Origin of the sequence: Fictibacillus terranigra, from assembly GCF_030412265.1 — a bacterium.
Lineage (GTDB): Bacteria > Bacillota > Bacilli > Bacillales > Fictibacillaceae > Fictibacillus_C > Fictibacillus_C terrinigri.
Map to the genome: position 1 here is coordinate 291,753 of NZ_JAUHLN010000003.1, position 16,943 is coordinate 308,695.

Annotated in this window: 21 protein-coding genes and 1 riboswitch; of the genes, 1 reads left to right on the plus strand and 20 read right to left on the minus strand. The window is 46.9% G+C overall.

Going from position 1 to position 16,943, the window contains the following annotated elements; translation table 11 throughout:
- Positions 1-10 precede the first annotated feature (10 nt).
- Genes QYF49_RS16685 through QYF49_RS16695 form a run of 3 tightly spaced genes read right to left on the minus strand, consistent with a single transcriptional unit; the run spans position 11 to position 1,728 of the window.
- On the minus strand, positions 11-373 hold the full coding sequence (locus QYF49_RS16685; protein WP_290400735.1) for a hypothetical protein: 363 nt from the start codon (positions 371-373) through the stop codon (positions 11-13).
- 21 nt (positions 374-394) lie between these two features.
- The gene (gene scpB / locus QYF49_RS16690; protein ID WP_290400736.1) at positions 395-979 is read right to left on the minus strand and encodes an SMC-Scp complex subunit ScpB; all 585 of its coding nucleotides are present in this window, start codon (positions 977-979) and stop codon (positions 395-397) included.
- Complete coding sequence (locus QYF49_RS16695; protein ID WP_290400737.1) at positions 976-1,728, minus strand: segregation/condensation protein A; 753 nt, start codon at positions 1,726-1,728, stop codon at positions 976-978. Before QYF49_RS16695 ends, scpB begins: the two co-directional genes overlap by 4 nt.
- Before the next feature lie 127 nt (positions 1,729-1,855).
- Here QYF49_RS16695 and QYF49_RS16700 point away from each other — a divergent pair, with 127 nt between their 5' ends.
- On the plus strand, positions 1,856-2,374 hold the full coding sequence (locus tag QYF49_RS16700) for a DUF309 domain-containing protein (protein ID WP_290400738.1): 519 nt from the start codon (positions 1,856-1,858) through the stop codon (positions 2,372-2,374).
- A gap of 61 nt (positions 2,375-2,435) precedes the next feature.
- On the opposite strand, the gene QYF49_RS16705 is transcribed toward QYF49_RS16700, so the two are convergent.
- From QYF49_RS16705 to deoB, 17 genes are all read right to left on the minus strand, one after another.
- Positions 2,436-2,870, minus strand: a complete 435-nt coding sequence (locus QYF49_RS16705) for a peptidylprolyl isomerase (protein ID WP_290400739.1) — start codon at positions 2,868-2,870, stop codon at positions 2,436-2,438.
- Between the two features lie 83 nt (positions 2,871-2,953).
- Complete coding sequence (gene lysA / locus QYF49_RS16710; RefSeq protein ID WP_290400740.1) at positions 2,954-4,279, minus strand: diaminopimelate decarboxylase; 1,326 nt, start codon at positions 4,277-4,279, stop codon at positions 2,954-2,956.
- 106 nt (positions 4,280-4,385) lie between these two features.
- A riboswitch (Lysine riboswitch) is annotated at positions 4,386-4,564 on the minus strand.
- A gap of 69 nt (positions 4,565-4,633) precedes the next feature.
- Complete coding sequence (locus QYF49_RS16715; RefSeq protein WP_290400741.1) at positions 4,634-6,115, minus strand: spore germination protein; 1,482 nt, start codon at positions 6,113-6,115, stop codon at positions 4,634-4,636.
- Positions 6,075-6,674 (minus strand): stage V sporulation protein SpoVABEA, encoded by a 600-nt coding sequence (spoVAEA, locus tag QYF49_RS16720; RefSeq protein ID WP_290400742.1) that lies wholly within the window; start codon positions 6,672-6,674, stop codon positions 6,075-6,077. Before spoVAEA ends, QYF49_RS16715 begins: the two co-directional genes overlap by 41 nt.
- A 5-nt stretch (positions 6,675-6,679) precedes the next feature.
- On the minus strand, positions 6,680-7,030 hold the full coding sequence (gene spoVAE, locus QYF49_RS16725) for a stage V sporulation protein AE (protein WP_290400743.1): 351 nt from the start codon (positions 7,028-7,030) through the stop codon (positions 6,680-6,682).
- The gene (gene spoVAD / locus QYF49_RS16730; protein WP_290400963.1) at positions 7,030-8,049 is read right to left on the minus strand and encodes a stage V sporulation protein AD; all 1,020 of its coding nucleotides are present in this window, start codon (positions 8,047-8,049) and stop codon (positions 7,030-7,032) included. Before spoVAD ends, spoVAE begins: the two co-directional genes overlap by 1 nt.
- Before the next feature lie 13 nt (positions 8,050-8,062).
- Positions 8,063-8,521: a stage V sporulation protein AC gene (gene spoVAC, locus QYF49_RS16735; protein ID WP_425589599.1), complete on the minus strand. Its 459-nt coding sequence runs from the start codon at positions 8,519-8,521 to the stop codon at positions 8,063-8,065.
- A 13-nt stretch (positions 8,522-8,534) separates the two neighbouring features.
- Positions 8,535-8,957 (minus strand): stage V sporulation protein AB, encoded by a 423-nt coding sequence (locus QYF49_RS16740; protein ID WP_290400744.1) that lies wholly within the window; start codon positions 8,955-8,957, stop codon positions 8,535-8,537.
- Positions 8,947-9,570: a stage V sporulation protein AA gene (locus QYF49_RS16745; RefSeq protein ID WP_290400745.1), complete on the minus strand. Its 624-nt coding sequence runs from the start codon at positions 9,568-9,570 to the stop codon at positions 8,947-8,949. The genes QYF49_RS16740 and QYF49_RS16745 overlap by 11 nt, the downstream gene beginning before the upstream one ends.
- A gap of 227 nt (positions 9,571-9,797) precedes the next feature.
- Positions 9,798-10,553 carry an RNA polymerase sporulation sigma factor SigF gene (gene sigF, locus QYF49_RS16750; RefSeq protein ID WP_290400746.1) on the minus strand — a complete coding sequence of 252 codons (756 nt, stop codon included), beginning with the start codon at positions 10,551-10,553 and terminating at the stop codon, positions 9,798-9,800.
- Positions 10,554-10,565: 12 nt separating this feature from the next.
- The gene (gene spoIIAB / locus QYF49_RS16755; protein ID WP_290400747.1) at positions 10,566-11,006 is read right to left on the minus strand and encodes an anti-sigma F factor; all 441 of its coding nucleotides are present in this window, start codon (positions 11,004-11,006) and stop codon (positions 10,566-10,568) included.
- A gap of 1 nt (position 11,007) precedes the next feature.
- Positions 11,008-11,358, minus strand: coding sequence for an anti-sigma F factor antagonist (gene spoIIAA / locus QYF49_RS16760; protein ID WP_290400748.1), 351 nt, complete (start codon positions 11,356-11,358; stop codon positions 11,008-11,010).
- Positions 11,359-11,467: 109 nt separating this feature from the next.
- Positions 11,468-12,631: a D-alanyl-D-alanine carboxypeptidase family protein gene (locus QYF49_RS16765; protein ID WP_290400749.1), complete on the minus strand. Its 1,164-nt coding sequence runs from the start codon at positions 12,629-12,631 to the stop codon at positions 11,468-11,470.
- 116 nt (positions 12,632-12,747) lie between these two features.
- Positions 12,748-14,052, minus strand: coding sequence for a pyrimidine-nucleoside phosphorylase (locus QYF49_RS16770; RefSeq protein ID WP_290400750.1), 1,305 nt, complete (start codon positions 14,050-14,052; stop codon positions 12,748-12,750).
- A gap of 18 nt (positions 14,053-14,070) precedes the next feature.
- Positions 14,071-14,901 carry a purine-nucleoside phosphorylase gene (locus tag QYF49_RS16775; protein WP_290400751.1) on the minus strand — a complete coding sequence of 277 codons (831 nt, stop codon included), beginning with the start codon at positions 14,899-14,901 and terminating at the stop codon, positions 14,071-14,073.
- 13 nt (positions 14,902-14,914) lie between these two features.
- The gene (locus QYF49_RS16780) at positions 14,915-15,733 is read right to left on the minus strand and encodes a purine-nucleoside phosphorylase (RefSeq protein WP_290400752.1); all 819 of its coding nucleotides are present in this window, start codon (positions 15,731-15,733) and stop codon (positions 14,915-14,917) included.
- 11 nt (positions 15,734-15,744) lie between these two features.
- Positions 15,745-16,929 carry a phosphopentomutase gene (deoB, locus tag QYF49_RS16785; protein ID WP_290400753.1) on the minus strand — a complete coding sequence of 395 codons (1,185 nt, stop codon included), beginning with the start codon at positions 16,927-16,929 and terminating at the stop codon, positions 15,745-15,747.
- Positions 16,930-16,943 lie beyond the last annotated feature (14 nt).

The window sequence follows — 16,943 nt, forward strand, 5'->3', positions numbered from 1 at the left end:
AGACGCTTTTTCAACGGTGCTTCGCTTTTTTCCAGATTTCTTTTAATTCCATCCAGTCCATGTTCTGAAAAAGAGACCGAAAGTTTTCTTCATTGTTCATGTAAATCCTTCTTCGTTTTTGGGCTTCCTTTAACTGAAGCAAGGCTGCAAGTGCTGCGATGTCTTTGATCATCAGCTGTTCTCCGTTCTCTGTGGCCAATTGTTCGGAGATGAGAGGCTGAAGCCGTTCTTCAAAATATTTCACATACAGCAGCTTAAGATTCCTTTCGTTTCCATCCTGTTCATAGACTACCTCTGAACGGTTAAAGAATTCTTCTGGCGAGTTTGGCTTTTCCTTCACCAGCTCATAGCCGGTACATGCTTTAATTTTCAAAGCATTCAGCTCCTGTCCTCTTTATTCCATCGTCTCTTGAAACTTTGAAAAAAACAGATCCGCTTCCTCTTCGATGGACTGATCGTTCACCTGTTCAGGCAGCGGAGGAAGTTCCTGTAATGATTTTAGGCCGAAATGCTCCAAAAAGTTTTTAGTTGTTCCATAAAGAATGGCCCGCCCGGTTCCTTCTGCACGGCCTGTTTCAGTGATAAGGCCTTTTGTGGAGAGCGTCTGCAGCGGCTTTTCGGTCTTCACTCCTCTGACCTCCTCAATCTCAGCCCGTGTAATCGGCTGTTTATAGGCGATGATGGCAAGAGTTTCCAAAGCAGCCTGAGATAGACTGGCGTGGGAGGGAGCAGACACAAGCCGTTCATAATAAGCTGCATGCTCTCGCTTTGTGACAAACTGGAAGGATCCGGCGATCTCTATGATTTCCATGCCTCTCTCTTCAGATTTGTAGCTCTGGATCAGCTCAACAAGCAGTTCTTCGACCGAAGCCACGGTGATCTGCAGAACGTCGGCGATCTGCTTTTTGTCAATGCCCTCCTCTCCTGATACAAATATTAGTCCCTCAATGACTGCTTTATGTTCTGCTGATCGACTCAAACTTCATTCTCCTTTGTTGCATAAATAAAAATTTCACTAAAATTGTTTTCCTGTTCACACGTCACATCTTTTGTCTTCATGAGCTCAAGAACGGCCAGAAACGTTACGACGAGGTGTTCCCTGTTTGATGACGCAAACAGTTCCGAGAATTTTCTCCTGCCCGAAGAACGGATATCATTTATTATCTGCTTCATCCTTGTCTCGATCGGTATCTCCTGCCGTTCAATCGTTGTTCTTCTTGGCGCCTTCTCCAGCTTTTTCGTAAAAATCTTCTGCATTGCCGCGAGCATGTCATAGATCGTAACGTTAGCTACGGGATTAACATCTTCTTCCTGACTCTCATAATATGTCAGATCCATAGCCTCTCTTGTAAAGATCATGCTTCTGGCCGTTTCTTTTTCTTTCAGGCCGACGGCAGCCTGCTTGAATTTCCGGTATTCAATAAGCCTGCGGACGAGGTCTTCCCTTGGATCCTCATCCATCTCGATCTCCATCTGCTGATCAAAATCCTGTACCTCCTGTTTGGGAAGGAGCATCTTGCTCTTGATGGCGAGAAGCGTTGCCGCCATGACGAGGTATTCGCTGGCCACGTCCAGTTTTAATTCCTGCATCGTATGTATATAGTTCATATATTGTTCTGTAATCGCAGCAACAGGTATATCGTATATATCAACCTCGTACGAAGTGATCAGATGCAGAAGGAGATCGAGCGGCCCTTCAAATGCATCGACTTTCACGCTATACTTCATAGTAGTAACCCCTGTAGTCAAATTCTTTATCGTACCGGAATTATACCATATTTTAAACGCAGTTCCTTTTTAGCATTTCAAAAATTTTAGTAAAATATATGTAGAAGAGAAACAAGGAGGACATTTCATGTACCCGGAAGCATACATCGAATATCTAGCCTACTTCCATGGATCGAGGGACTTTTTCGAATGCCATGAAGTACTTGAAGAGCATTGGAAAGACGAAGGGCAGCATAACGGCGTGTGGGTCGGTCTGATCCAGATAGCGGTCTCCCTGTACCATCAGCGGAGAGGCAATTATAATGGCGCACTCCGGATGATGAAGAGCGCGATCGATAAACTGACTGTACATAAAGAGGAGATTGAGCGTCTGGGTCTTAAGTATGAGGCATTATTGGAAGTGCTTGGCAAGCGATTGGATGAAATAGAACGGTTCGTTCCTTTTAGAGATGTTGACCTCCCTCTTGCGGATCCATTACTGATCAATCTTTGCTCTGAACGCATCGAAAAAGAAGGCTCGGTCTGGGGCAGAGAAAGCAATATGGATGATGAGCTAATCGTTCATAAACATAAGCTTCGTGACCGGAGCGAGGTGATCCGCGAACGGGAGGCTCAAAAAAAACTGCGGCTGAAAAAGAACAGCTGATCTTGCCAAGGAATGAATTTCCACAAAAAAACCCCCGGCTAACCGGGGGTTTTCTCTTGTTTTATTCTTCCCAAACTTTTACTTCTTTCATAACGTCGCCTTGCTTGATTCTTAAAACAGTATCCATGCCTTCAGTAACTTGTCCGAAAACAGTATGCACGCCGTTTAGGTGAGGCTGCGGCTCATGAACGATAAAGAATTGGCTTCCGCCTGTGTCTTTTCCAGCATGTGCCATAGAAAGTGAACCAGCTACGTGTTTGTGCGGGTTGCCGGCAGTTTCGCATTTGATCGTATAGCCAGGACCGCCTGCACCTGTTCCTGTTGGGTCTCCCCCTTGTGCTACGAAGCCTGGGATGACACGGTGGAACGTTACACCATTGTAGAATCCTTCGTTCGCTAATTTTTCAAAGTTAGCGACCGTACCAGGTGCTTCTTCTGGATAAAATTCGAGCATGATTTTTTCGCCGTTTTCAAATTCAATTGAACCTTTTTTCATTAGAAATAACCTCCTGAATTCAACATACTCCATTATTTTATGCTTTTTTTGCCTCAGAGTCCAGCGAGGTCAGCTAGCACTTCTTAATTGCCGGCAAACACGCCATTCTTTAAAGGAAGATCCAGGCGTAAAAGGTCTTCATACGATTCTCTTCTAACGACGAGTCGGCCTTCTCCTTTTTCCGCGAACACGACTGCAGGTCTCGGAATGCGATTGTAATTGTTGGACATGGAATAGCCATAGGCACCCGTACAGAACACGGCCAGCAAGTCTCCGGTCCTCGCTTCGGGCAGTACGATATCCCAGATCAGCATATCTCCTGATTCACAGCATTTCCCAGCGATTGATACTTTTTTCGTCCCTTTTTCACCGGCCCTGTTCGCCAGCGCTGCTTCGTACTGCGCCTGATAAAGTGCAGGACGGATATTATCGCTCATGCCTCCATCAACCGCCACATAGTGGCGAACAGAAGGAATTTCTTTTTGTGAGCCGACCGAGTAGACCGTCGTTCCTGCATCCCCTACAAGTGAACGGCCGGGTTCAATCCAGATCTCCGGTATCGGAAGAGAAGACGCTGCGGATAGCCTTGTAATCTCCCCTATCATCGCATCGATGTATTCTTTCGGTTCGAGCGGTTCATCTTCTTCTGTGTAGCGGATCCCAAAACCGCCTCCCAGATTTAAAACTTCAGGAACGAACGAATATTTTTTATCCCAGTTCTGAAGAAACCCATAGAGTTTTTGAATGGCCAACACGAATCCCGCTGTCTCAAAGATTTGTGAACCGATATGGAAATGAACGCCCAAAAGGTTCAGATGGCGCGATTCAAGCGATTCGAGAACAGCCTCTTCCGCCTGCCCGTTCTGAAGGTCAAAACCAAATTTGGAATCCTCCTGTCCTGTGAGAATGTACTCATGGGTGTGTGCTTCAATTCCCGGAGTGATCCTCAGCAGGATGGATGTATCCTTGTTGTGCTGATTGCACAAGCTTTCAAGCATGCGGAGTTCATGAAAGTTATCGACGACAAAGCAACCGATGTCCGACTGAAGCGCGTATTGCAGTTCTTCATAGCTTTTGTTGTTTCCATGAAAATGGATCCGGTCCGCAGGGAAACCGGCCGAAAGCGCAGTGTAAAGTTCTCCACCTGAAACGACATCCAGGCTCATCCCTTCCTCATCCATCAGCTGGACTTGCGCGAGACAGGAAAACGCTTTGCTTGCATATGCGACCTGTGCCTTGATCCCTTGATCCTCAAACGCCTTCTTGAAAGACCTCGCCCGCTGTCTGATCAGCTCCACATCATAAATGTAAAGCGGTGTACCATATTCATGCGCCAGCTGAACCGTGTCAACCCCGCCGATTGTTAAGTGATTATCATCATTGATTGAACTTGTACCGTGTAAATACATGAAAGATTCTCCCCTCTGCTTTTCCATTAGAGATTCTGTTCCGACATAAAAATAAAGACAGCTAATGTAATAAGGTACATTAACTGTCTTACACCGTACCCCCATTTGCCGGAATAGTTCTCCACTGCGTGCATTGCAGTGACAGTCCGCTGTCTGTTCGGCAGCGACCCAGCATGAGGATGTATGGACCATCTTCACACTTCGGCAAATTGGCCTTTAAAATGATTTCTTCATGTCCATTCACTCCATCATCCTACTCATCCGCTTTGCGCCTCTACCCCATTATCAATAAATGAGGCATATCCAATTGTTATGAACAAATTTATCACAAATTTATTATTTCGGCAATACTTCTCAGGAAGTCGGCTGTTTTTTGCTGTTCTGTGGATGAACGATGCTCGGCCTGATATTTGAGAGCGGCACGGCGATCCTGATGACGATCTGCAGGAACGCTTTGGCGTTAAACGGAATGAATGGCCATAAGTAAGGAGTGTTCAGGTTTTTCATCGAACAGAGATAAAGGATTAAAACGGTAGATCCCCCTACAAGGCCTGGAACTTGGAAGATGGCCGTCAAGATGAGCAGCAGCAGACGCAGCATCTTGTTGGCTATACTCAGCTCGTAGCTTGGAGTCGAGAATCCTCCAATCGCAGCCACAGCAACATAGAGAATTACTTCTGGAACGAAGAGCCCGACATCGATCGCGATCTGCCCGATCAATACGGCTGCGATCAATCCCATCGCCGTCGACAGCGGACTGGGTGTATGGATGGCCGCTACCCTCAGTATTTCTATCCCAATCTCAGCGAAGAGGATCTGAAGGAATAAGGGGATGTGCGTCGTCTTGTTCGGGCCGATAAAGTCTATGTTGGGGGGCAGAAGTCCATCCTGAGTGGCGTAGAGATACCATAGCGGCAGAAGCAGCAGCGAAGCGACGATCCCCGTGAATCGTACCCACCGGAGAAAGGCCCCTACCATAGGGGTCTGCCTGAACTCCTCTGCATGCTGAATATGATGGAAGTAAGTGGTCGGCGTAATAATGACCGATGGGCTTGTATCTGTAATAATCAGAACATGCCCTTCCATGAGATGCTGAGCAGCTACATCCGGCCTCTCCGTATAACGGACGAGGGGAAAGGGATCCCAGCCCTGCTTGAGAAGAAACTCTTCGATCGTCTTATCCGCCATTGGGATGCCATCGATGTTAATGCTCTGCAATTCTTGTTTTACGAGGTCGACGAGCCCCGGATCGGCGATGTCTTCAATATAGCAGATGCAGATGTCGGTCTTGGACCGCTTGCCGACCTGCATGATTTCATGCCGCAGCCGTTCATCCCTGATCCGCCTTCGGGTTAGGGCTGTATTGATGATGATATTTTCCGTGTATCCATCACGGGAGCCGCGGACGACCTTTTCAACGTCCGGTTCTTCAGGCTGTCTGCCAGGATAGCTACGTACGTCCACGATGAACGCTTGGTCCTCCCCTTCAAGAAAGACCGAAATCAATCCAGAAAGCATGCGGTCAATAGCGATCTCCAAATTATCGGTCAGTTCCACCTGCTGGTGAGACAGATGGTTATGAAGTATCTCTTTTACATTGGAGGGCGCACGATGCCCATGGTCCATATCCATGAGCTCTCTCATGATCTCAATAATAAATAAGCTGTCGCATAAACCTGTACAGTAATAGATCTGAACTTCTTTCTTCATTACGTGCAGTTTTCTGACACCCACATCAAAGCTGATTCCGATTCCCAGCCGTTTTTTCAGCTGATGTTCGTTTTCTTGGATCTTTTTACTGATTGGTGTCTTCTGCTGTTCTTTCGATCCCTGCATGATAACCGCTCCTTTCTAAAATGGTCGCCACCGCCAGACTTGTGATCGGGGCTCCTTTTTCGACCGCGTCATGGCCGGCCATCTTTCCGATATCACCGATCCCGATGACCATCGGGAGGTTTAATTCATCAAGAATATACACCGTGTCTCCGTTGATTCTTCCTGTCTCAATATCAGGAAGCCCGCTCTTGTCGATTCCGTATTCAGTAAAGGCCCCATAACGGTCGATGGAAAAATGGACTTTGGTCCATTCCGAATAACGGGTTTTGGATGCGACGGCTATCGCACCAAGCACTTCGATGTCCGGATGGCCGCACACGATTCTCATTGCGAGCTCTCCCGGGCCCTCCCCGCGAAACCCGCAATCATCGAACATGACGAGGACGGGATCGTACGGTGTCTGCAGGATCATTTGGACAAGCTGGTGCCCGCTAATTTTTGAAGGGTTCCCCCAGGACTGGGAAATACAGCGTCCACCTATTTTTCTGGCTACATGCTCTACTGCCCGCAGAGCATATAAATCTCCGTCTGTAATGAGGATGACACGCTTTTTTCCCACTGTTTTCACCCCTTAGGCTTAAAGATTAAAGCGACCAAAAAACCGAATAGAATAGCAGAAGAGATCCCGGCAGACGTCAGTTCAAAGATTCCCATGGCGATCCCGATAAAGCCATGATCTTCTGAAGATGCCATCGCACCGTGCAGCAGATTATGTCCAAAACTCGTGATCGGAACTGTAGCTCCTCCGCCTGCAAATTTTATAAGATTATCATAAATGCCGAATGCATCCAGTGCAGCTCCCGCGACAACAAAGGAGGTGGTGACGTGTGCAGGGGTTAATTTAAACACATCCATCAGGATCTGGCCGACCACACACATGGCGCCTCCCACTAAAAATGCCCAAAGATACTCCATTAGTTATGCCCCCCCTTTGTACTTTCAAGGACCACTCCATGAGCGATCGTAGGTATGGATTCCTTTTGCTGGATCATGGTCGGATTCAGGAGTGCCCCAGTGGCAACGACCAGAATCCGTTTCAAATGACCTGATTGGAGTTCTTTTACAAGATGGCCGTATGTTACGACTGCAGAACAGGCGCATCCGCTTCCCCCGGCGAACACTTCCTGATCCGGCCGATACACCATCAGTCCGCAATCTCTGTGGTTCTTTGAGATATCAACTCCTCGCTCACTTAAGAGCATCTTCACGATCGGGGCCCCGACTGCAGAAAGGTCCCCGGTTACGATTAAATCGTAGTAATCGGGGTCATTTCCTGTCTCTTTAAGATGAGCCGCGATGGTATCTGCTGCTGCTGGCGCCATCGCTGAGCCCATATCAAAAGGATCCTTGATCCCGAAGTCTTTTACTTTTCCGATCGTCGCAGCGGTTATTTTTATAGATGACGGTTCACTGCTGACGAGAGCGGCCCCTGCTCCTGTCACTGTGAATGTTGCGGTATCCGGTTTCTGTCCGCCATATTCAGTCGGGTACCGGAATTGGCGCTCTGCTGTTGCGTTATGTGAACTGACCGCTGCCACTACACGTTTGGCATATCCGCCGTCCACTAAAGCTGCACCAACTGCAAGAGATTCCATCGAAGTGGAACATGCACCGAAGACACCTAGAAACGGGATCTCATTGGTTCTAGCTGCGTAGTTCGCGGTTACGACTTGATTAAGGAGATCGCCGGCAAGGAAAAAGTTAATATCCTCGTTCTTCAATTTCGCCTTTTTCAAACAGCTTTCGATGGAATCTTCCATCAATCGCCGTTCTGCCAGTTCCCAGTTCTTCTCGTTGCAATGAAGATCGTTGTATTTCACGTCAAACATCGCTCCGAGCGGCCCCTCACTTTCCATCGGCCCTGCAGCCGTTCCTGTTGAATTTAAATAAACCTCATCTCCAAATTTCCATGTTTGCCTGCCGAGCAGTTTCATATCCATCGTTCCTTTACATTAAAATTTTAAATGCGTACCGGATCATCCCGAAGATATAAGCGGATACAGCTCCGAATACAATAACAGCCCCCGCCAGTTTGAACAGATTCGTAGCGATACCAAGGACAATGCCTTCACTCTTATGTTCCAGAGCAGCACTCGTCACTGCGTTGGCGAATCCAGTTACCGGAACTGCCGATCCTGCTCCTCCGAATTGTCCGATCTTGTCATACACGCCAATGCCTGTCAGCAAAGCTGAGATGAGGATCAGCGTGGCTGCAGTTGGATTGCCTGCTGTTTGTTCATTAAAATTAAAATAGGTCATATAAAACTTCTGGAGGGCTTCTCCTATAATGCAGATGAACCCTCCCACTAAAAAGGCCTTCAGACAGTTCATAAAATACGGTGGTTTTGGCTGCAAAGGCTTGATCTTTTCTGCGTAAGCCTGCTGCTGTTCTTTATTCGACATCATCTTTTCTCCTATCTTATTGATTTACGTATACCATCCAATGAAACAAAGAGCCCAGCACTTTTCCTAAAACAATCGCCATGATGATCACCAGAAGCTTTTCTCCAAATCCAATCCTTTTTGCCAGGATCGGAAGGACATTCAATACTTCCGTCAGTGCGGCTGCGAGCATTCCTATAAACACACCGCTGAAGAGCCCGATCGCGATAAGCAGCATCGGCGAGCCATGAAAAGAAGCATTCCGCAAGTTCAGCCAACCGCCGATCACTGCCCCCAACACAACACTCCATTCATACGCGCGTATAAAACAGTACGTTTTGCTCAGCTGCATGAGGCGGGGAATAATTCCGAGAACGGTTAGAAAAGCAACCACCCCAGAACCAACCGCAATGCCTCCGCCAAATCCGATGAACGCCAGGAACAGACTCTTAATCCCCATGAATCTTCTTCTCGGTTTCTTTGTTCTCATGAATAATGACATACTGGTCAAGGTCCTGCTGGTACTTAAACATCTCTACTTCCAGCGGGCTTGGTTCTTCGTTCAGTCTCTTTTTGAACACATGGTTAAAAAATAAGACCATCCCGAGCCCAAGACCAAAGGAATAAGGGATCTGCAGAAGGAGCGGCTGACTATTATAACTGCCGGTAATCATGTGATAGATCTTTTGATGGACGATCTGCATACTCACATCTTCATGGAAGTTCATGATTGCGAGAGCTGAACCGATAAATAGGAGCAGCCAAACGAGTACAAAATAGACTGCCGCCATCTTTTTCTTCTTAAACTGGATCTCCAGTATCGTCTGGGCGGGACCGACCGTTTGGACCTCGCAATTCGGCAGCACCTCCCCTATCTGTTTAACTACCTTCATCACATCAATAACAACCAAGTGCTTATCCGCCGGTTTCACCTGATAAATGACCAGGTCCTTCAGCTTTTTGAAAGCTGAAGGAGATGCGACGATTTGTGCGACCGTTTCAAGTGTAACGGGCTGCTGAAGAACAACCTGAACCTTTTGTCTCATGCGTATGTAAACAGTAGATTCCTGCATGGTTGTACCTCCTGATTATCTTCGACATACGTTTTTAGTATGTATTTGGTAAAGTTGTCTCATTCTTCATCCGATGATTATCCATCAATTCCCAACAAGAAAAGCGCTGGCGCCTTGCTAATGTCCGACAAGCTCCAGCAATACGCTTTTTTGTGTTGAGGGGTATGAGTGAAGCCACCTTGAGGACAGCTAAGATAATTCATTCAAAAAAAAAGCCAGATGGACTGTTAATCCATCTGGCTCTTCATCTGAGCTAATATTTTCTTTTCAAGGCGGGAGACTTGCACTTGTGATATTCCAAGGCGTTCAGCTACTTCCGACTGTGTCTGGTCTTTGTAGTAACGGAGGTACACGATGACCCGCTCCCTTTCGTCCAGGGATTCAATGGCTTCCTGCAGCGTGATCTTATCAAACCACTTGTTCTCGGCCGTATCAGCGATCTGGTCGAGGAGAGTGATGGGATCTCCGTCGTTTTCATAAACGGTTTCGTGGATCGACGTAGGTGCACGCACTGCTTCCTGTGCAAGCACAACTTCCTCAACCGTGATGTCCAGTTTTTCAGCAACCTCGTTAACAGTCGGTGTCCTGCCGAGCACTTTTGCAAGCTCATCCTTCGCTTTTCTTACTTTGTTCCCCATTTCCTTCAAGGACCTGCTGACCTTAACTGTTCCATCGTCCCGGATGAACCGCTGGATCTCCCCGATGATCATAGGAACGGCATACGTGGAAAAACGGACATCATAACTCAAGTCAAACTTATCCACTGATTTCAGAAGGCCGATGCTTCCGATTTGAAAAAGGTCGTCAGGTTCGTATCCCCTGTTGATAAAACGCTGTACAACAGACCAGACAAGGCGCATGTTTTTCTCCACGATCAGGTCTCGGGCAGACTGGTCGCCTCCCTGGCTTCGTTTGATCAGTAACTTGATTTCCTCATCCTTAAAGTACGATTCATTCTTACCGCCTTTAACCTCGACATCCATAAGGCATACCCCTTAATTGATAACCGCTTTATTTTTTGCCAGGAATTTAGTCAAGTGAATCGTGGTGCCATAGGAAGGTTCGGAAATCACTTCCACCTCGTCCATAAAATTCTCCATGATTGTAAAGCCCATACCAGAACGTTCAAGCTCCGGCTTAGAGGTGAACAATGGCTGTCTCGCCTCATCCAGGTCTTGAATTCCAATCCCTTTATCCCTAATCGTAAGTTTCACCCTATCCTCGTCAAGAACCGCTTCAATGCATACAATTCCGTCCGCTCGGTTTTCGTATCCATGAATGATCGCGTTGGTCACCGCTTCAGAGACGACGGTCTTAATCTCGGTCAGTTCATCCACCGTCGGATCAAGCTGGGCTATGAACGCAGCAACAGTTACCCTGGCGAACGATTCATTCTGGCTCAGTGCCGAAAACTGAATTTTCATTTCGTTTCTCATGTTAAGCCACCCCCAATGTTTGTAGGGCATACTCTTCGTTTTCTTCCAGCCTGATGATCTTAAAAAGGCCTGACATATCGAATAAACGCTTGACCGCCGGTGAGATTGCACAGACCACCATCTCGCCGTGATTGCTCTTGATCTGCTTATACCTTCCAAGGATTACGCCAAGTCCTGAGCTGTCCATAAAAGCCAGCCCTTCAAGGTTCAGCATAATATGTTCAATATTTTTATTCTTTAAAATATCATCAACCTTCGTCCTCAGTTCATCAGCAGTATGATGGTCAAGTTCACCTTCGAGGCGAATACATAATACAGTATGCTTAATTTCCAGCCCGATGTTAAGACTCAACTTTCTCTCCTCCTTTTTCTTGATGTAAAAATGTTTCGATAGCAAAAGGACGAAATCCTCCACTGTTACAAAACTAGTGCGATTTCGTCCATATTAGTCAATTCATGCATTATTTCGTTTTTGCCATGTGGCCGATCGTCCGTTTGAATAAGCTCCACCATGAAGCGCTCTTTACATTTTCCGATGCAAGCAGCGGGCTCTTGGTGATTGTCTTCCCATCCTTAACAATGCTCAGCATTCCGACTTGCTCGCCTTTTTTAATCGGCATTTTTAAATCTGGCATGACAGTAACCTTTGGAATGACTTTGTTTTCTTTTTCACCGCGCTTTGACAGGATAGAAATGCTTTCAGAAGTAACAACGGCTAGGTTCTGCTTGTTTGCCTTCTGAATTTTGACCTGTTTCACGATTTGATGGCGGTCAAATAATTTTTTTGTTGCGTACTGAGAAAATGCATAGTCGAACATGGATGTGATCTGCTTGTTTCGTTCTTTTGGATTGGGTGCTCCCATTACGACCGCGATGACACGCATGTCATGCTTTTTAGCTGTCGCGGTCAGGCAGTATTTGGCCTCTTGAGTGAATCCGGTCTTTAAACCATCTGTTCCCGGATAAAATTTGACGAGTCTGTTCGTGTTCACAAGCCAGAATTTGTTCGGAGTGTTTTGGCGAAGGTATTGCTCATACTGGCCTGTATATTTAGTGATTTCTTCATGCTTCAGAAGTTCTTTGCCCATGATCGCCATATCATGAGCGGATGAATAATGGCCCGCTGCAGGCAGCCCGGTCACATTTTTAAAGAAGGTATCATTAAGCCCAAGCTGTTTCGCTTTTTTGTTCATCATATCGACAAAGGAAGATTCGGATCCGCCGACTTTCTCAGCCATCGCAACGGATGCATCATTGGCGCTGCCGATCGCAATTCCTTTCATCAGATCATGCACGGTCATCTCTTCGCCCGGTTCAAGGAAAATTTGGGATCCACCCATGGAAGCGGCATACTCGCTGACCCGGACAGGATCGGTCAGTTTGATTTTACCGGAATCCAGCGCTTCCATGATTAGAATCATCGTCATAATTTTCGTCATGCTTGCAGGCGGCAATTTTTTGTGGCTGTTTTTATCAAATAATACCGTCCCTGTATCACGCTCTATTAAAATGGCAGATGATGCATTTGGAGCCAGCGATAATGTTTTTTCAGCAGCGAACGTTCGCCCTCCGCCTGCAGACAGCAGTAGCGCCATGGCAACTGCAACCATTATGTATCGTTTCATTGCATTTTCCCTCCAATTCATGATACCCCTATTTTTTCCATTAATTTTGGGTTTATACAAAGGACGGAAGAAAACAAAAAAGGATCATCCAAAAAAGGATGATCCCAAACCGTTCATTATTCTTTGATCTCTTTGTAAATAAGTGTTGGTGCAGCAGCTTTTCCCGCAGATATGGTATATGCGGCATGGATTTTATCTTCAACCGCTTTCACGTCTTCAGTGTTGCTGTAGATTGTCACAAGCGGTTCACCGGCAGCAACCTGCTCTCCAACTTTCTTTTTCAGCATCAATCCAACTGCTAAATCAATTTGAGATTCTTTAGTCGCACGGCCTGCACCCAGAAGCATGGCAGCTGTTCCGATTTCGTTCGCAACAATCTCGGATACATTTCCATCCTGTTTCGCTTCCACTTCAAACGTATATTTTGCCTGCGGAAGCTTAGAAGGATCATCTACAACGGATGCATCTCCGCCTTGTGCACTTAAGAAAGTTTTTAGCTGATCTAACGCTTTGCCGTTCGTCATGACTTCTTTTAATTTTGTTCGTGCTTCTTCAAGGGAATCCGCCTGCTTTGCCAGATACACCATATGGCTTCCTAGCGTAAGGCAAAGCTCTTCAAGATCTTTAGGGCCTTCCCCTTTTAACGTATCGATCGCTTCTTTTACTTCCAGCGCATTTCCGATGGCAAACCCTAATGGCTGGCTCATGTCAGAGATGACAGCCATTGTGTTTCGTCCTACAGCATTACCGATCTGAACCATCGCTTTTGCCAGTTTTTCTGCTTCTTCAACCGTCTTCATAAAAGCGCCAGCGCCCGTTTTCACATCAAGGACGATTGCATCCGCACCCGCCGCGATCTTTTTGCTCATGATCGAGCTTGCGATCAACGGGATCGAGTTAACCGTTGCCGTAACATCCCGCAAGCCATAAAGTTTTTTGTCCGCAGGAGTCAAGTTGCCGCTTTGTCCGATAACCGCTACTTTATTTTTATTGACAAGGGAGATGAATTCTTCGTTGTCGATCTCTACGTGGAACCCTGGCACCGCTTCAAGCTTGTCGATCGTTCCTCCAGTATGGCCTAGGCCTCGGCCGGACATTTTAGCGACAGGCACATTCAAAGCGGCTACTAGCGGAGCCAGTACTAAAGTTGTGGTATCCCCCACACCGCCTGTAGAGTGTTTATCCACTTTAATTCCTTCAATCGCAGACAAATCAATCTGGTCTCCAGACTCTACCATCGCAAGGGTAAAGTTTGCACGCTCTTCAGTCGTCATGTCCTGGAAATAGACGGCCATCGCAAAGGCTGCCATCTGGTAATCAGGCACGGTTCCGTTTGTATAGTTTGTAATGATAAAATTAATTTCTTCCTTTGTTAATTCTTTTCCGTCTCTTTTCTTTTCAATCAAATCGACCATTCTCATATTCAAACACCGCTTTCCCTACAAAGTAACATTTTTGACTAATTCTTTAACTAAGTTGATAAATTTCGGTTTCGTACGGTTGGCAACTGCCACTACTTGCTCGTGTGTCAGAGGTTCGAGCTCATCAGCGATGGCCATGTCCGTGATACAGGAAATGCCGATCACTTTCATGCCCATATGGCTTGCTACGATCACTTCAGGTACAGTAGACATTCCAATTGCATCCCCTCCTACTGTACGCAGCATGCGGAGCTCGGCCTTGGTCATGTAGGTCGGGCCTGTGATACCGGCGTAAACTCCCTGCTGCACGTTAATGCCGAGGCTGGCTGCAGTCTCTTTTGTAAATTGTACAAGCTCAGGTGTATAAGCTGTACTCATGTCCGGGAAACGAGGCCCGAGCTCTGCGTCGTTTGGGCCGATCAGCGGGTTCGCTCCTGTCATGTTCAAATGATCGTCAATGATCATGAGATCGCCGGCTGAAAACTCAGGGTTCATGCCTCCGCACGCATTCGTCACGATTAATAGCTTTACGCCAAGCCCCTTCATCACCCGAACAGGGAACGTAACATCCTGCATGCTGTATCCTTCATAGAAATGGAACCTTCCTTGCATCGCTACAACGGTTTTGCCGTTGAGTCTACCTACAACAAGCCTTCCTGCATGCCCTTCTACCGTCGAAACAGGAAAATGCGGGATATCACTGTAATCAATATGAACCGGATTTTCGATTTCGTCTGCCAGTTCTCCAAGGCCGGAACCAAGAATTAATCCAATTTCAGGTGCAGCCTTTTCAGCCTTAGACTGAATCGTGCTCACTGCTTCATTTATTTTTGATAAAAGAGTAGCCATTTTTCTTCCTCCCTTAAACTGATTTAACAATGCCTTTTACAAGACCCAAGAAGTTTGCTTTTACTCGTTCCGTTGTTTCCATCACTTCATCGTGGGTAAGCGGCTGATCCAGAATTCCGGCTGCCATGTTTGAGATGCATGAAAGGCCAAGGACCTTCATTCCGGAATGCCGGGCTACTATGACTTCCGGTACGGTGGACATTCCTACGGCGTCGCCGCCCAATGTTCTAAGCATGCGAATCTCGGCCGGCGTTTCATAACTCGGACCAGAGTTGGCAACATAAACTCCCTCTTTTAATGTGATGCCGAGGGATGAAGCAGTACTTCTGGCGATCTCCTGCAAGCTGAGTGTGTATGCTTCAGACATGTCGGGAAATCTCACCCCGAAAGAGCTGTCGTTTGGCCCGATCAGGGGATTGTCGTTCAGGTTATTGATATGGTCGGTGATCAGCATCAGATCTCCTGCTTCAAACGAAGTGTTGATCCCGCCTGCCGCATTAGTCACGATGACACTCTCTACACCAAGCTCCTTCATCACCCTGACAGGGAAAGTAACCTTTTCAAGAGAGTAGCCTTCATAGTAATGAAAACGGCCTTGCATCGCAATGACTTGTTTTCCCTCCAGCTCGCCGATGACGAGCTGGCCGGCATGGCCTTCAACCGTCGAAACCGGAAATTCAGGTATTTCGCCATAAGGAAGAGTCACCGCATTCTCAATTTCATCAGCCAGTATCCCCAAACCAGATCCCAGGATGAGTCCGATATGCGGTTTAGTTGACAATTTTCCCTGGATATAACCTGCAGCAGTCTGTATTTGTTTCAAATCTCCCATTGTTTTTCCTCCTAGTTCAGTTGATCAAGAAAGCTTTTGCCATATGCTGGCAGCTTCACATTGTAGTTATCGGCTACCGTTGCCCCTATATCGGCAAAGGTTTGGCTTACCTTTAATGGTTTGCCTGACTCAATTCCTTTGTAGTACACGAGGAGCGGAACATATTCTCTCGTATGGTCTGTTCCATGATGCACCGGGTCATTTCCGTGATCAGCCGTGATGATCAGGACGTCATCTTCGTTCAGCTTCTCGAAAACCTCAGGAAGGCGGGCGTCAAAATCTTCAAGGGCTTGCCCATAGCCTTTCGGGTCTCTTCTGTGGCCGAATAACGCGTCAAAATCAACCAGGTTTAAGAAGTTCAGTCCAGTAAATGACTGATCCATCGATTTAACGAGCTGATCCATGCCGTCCATATTGGATTTTGTGCGGATCGCTTCCGTAACCCCCTCGCCATCATAGATGTCGGAGATCTTACCGAGCGCGATTACATCATATCCGCTGTCCTTGAGTTCGTTCATGACCGTTCTGTCAAATGGCTTCAGTGCATAATCATGACGGTTGGCTGTCCGCTTGAAGTCACCGGGTTTGCCGACAAAAGGGCGCGCAATAATGCGTCCGACCATGTATTTATCATTTTTCGTAAGTTCTCTTGCCGTTTCACAGATTTTGTACAATTCCTCAAGCGGCACTACCTCTTCATGGGCCGCGATTTGCAGAACAGAGTCCGCAGAGGTATAGACGATGAGCGCCCCAGTCTTCACGTGCTCTTCGCCCAGTTCATCCAGAATTTCAGTTCCGGAAGCTGGCTTGTTCCCGATGATCTTGCGCCCTGACCTTTCTTCAAGCACCTGAATCAAATCATCTGGAAAGCCTTCCGGAAACGTTTGAAACGGCTGTTCGATATGAAGGCCCATGATTTCCCAGTGCCCTGTCATCGTATCCTTGCCGTTCGATGCTTCCTGTAGCTTCGCATAATGCGCCTTCGGCTTTTCTGCCGGTTTGATACCCTTAATTTCACGGATGTTACTCAGTCCTAACGCTTCCATGTTCGGCATGTGCAGCCCGTTCATTTTTTCAGCGATATGACCGAGTGTATCCGATCCTTTATCATCAAACTTCTCAGCATCCGGAGCCTCTCCGATTCCAACTGAATCCATTACAATCAAAAACGTCCGTTTAAATCGTTTATATTCCATTATGAAAAACCTCC

What these genes read in the sequence shown, in the direction of transcription:
- QYF49_RS16770 (WP_290400750.1), bottom strand. Translation starts at nt 14,052, where the DNA reads ATGAGAATGGTCGATTTGATTGAAAAGAAAAGAGACGGAAAAGAATTA.
- QYF49_RS16695 (WP_290400737.1), bottom strand. Translation starts at nt 1,728, where the DNA reads ATGAAGTATAGCGTGAAAGTCGATGCATTTGAAGGGCCGCTCGATCTC.
- deoB (WP_290400753.1), bottom strand. Translation starts at nt 16,929, where the DNA reads ATGGAATATAAACGATTTAAACGGACGTTTTTGATTGTAATGGATTCA.
- QYF49_RS16715 (WP_290400741.1), bottom strand. Translation starts at nt 6,115, where the DNA reads ATGCAGGGATCGAAAGAACAGCAGAAGACACCAATCAGTAAAAAGATC.
- spoVAC (WP_425589599.1), bottom strand. Translation starts at nt 8,521, where the DNA reads ATGATGTCGAATAAAGAACAGCAGCAGGCTTACGCAGAAAAGATCAAG.
- spoVAE (WP_290400743.1), bottom strand. Translation starts at nt 7,030, where the DNA reads ATGGAGTATCTTTGGGCATTTTTAGTGGGAGGCGCCATGTGTGTGGTC.
- QYF49_RS16775 (WP_290400751.1), bottom strand. Translation starts at nt 14,901, where the DNA reads ATGGCTACTCTTTTATCAAAAATAAATGAAGCAGTGAGCACGATTCAG.
- QYF49_RS16700 (WP_290400738.1), top strand. Translation starts at nt 1,856, where the DNA reads ATGTACCCGGAAGCATACATCGAATATCTAGCCTACTTCCATGGATCG.
- QYF49_RS16705 (WP_290400739.1), bottom strand. Translation starts at nt 2,870, where the DNA reads ATGAAAAAAGGTTCAATTGAATTTGAAAACGGCGAAAAAATCATGCTC.
- spoIIAB (WP_290400747.1), bottom strand. Translation starts at nt 11,006, where the DNA reads ATGAGAAACGAAATGAAAATTCAGTTTTCGGCACTGAGCCAGAATGAA.
- QYF49_RS16740 (WP_290400744.1), bottom strand. Translation starts at nt 8,957, where the DNA reads ATGGGGATTAAGAGTCTGTTCCTGGCGTTCATCGGATTTGGCGGAGGC.
- lysA (WP_290400740.1), bottom strand. Translation starts at nt 4,279, where the DNA reads ATGTATTTACACGGTACAAGTTCAATCAATGATGATAATCACTTAACA.
- sigF (WP_290400746.1), bottom strand. Translation starts at nt 10,553, where the DNA reads ATGGATGTCGAGGTTAAAGGCGGTAAGAATGAATCGTACTTTAAGGAT.
- QYF49_RS16745 (WP_290400745.1), bottom strand. Translation starts at nt 9,570, where the DNA reads ATGCAGGAATCTACTGTTTACATACGCATGAGACAAAAGGTTCAGGTT.
- QYF49_RS16765 (WP_290400749.1), bottom strand. Translation starts at nt 12,631, where the DNA reads ATGAAACGATACATAATGGTTGCAGTTGCCATGGCGCTACTGCTGTCT.
- QYF49_RS16780 (WP_290400752.1), bottom strand. Translation starts at nt 15,733, where the DNA reads ATGGGAGATTTGAAACAAATACAGACTGCTGCAGGTTATATCCAGGGA.
- spoVAD (WP_290400963.1), bottom strand. Translation starts at nt 8,049, where the DNA reads ATGAAACTGCTCGGCAGGCAAACATGGAAATTTGGAGATGAGGTTTAT.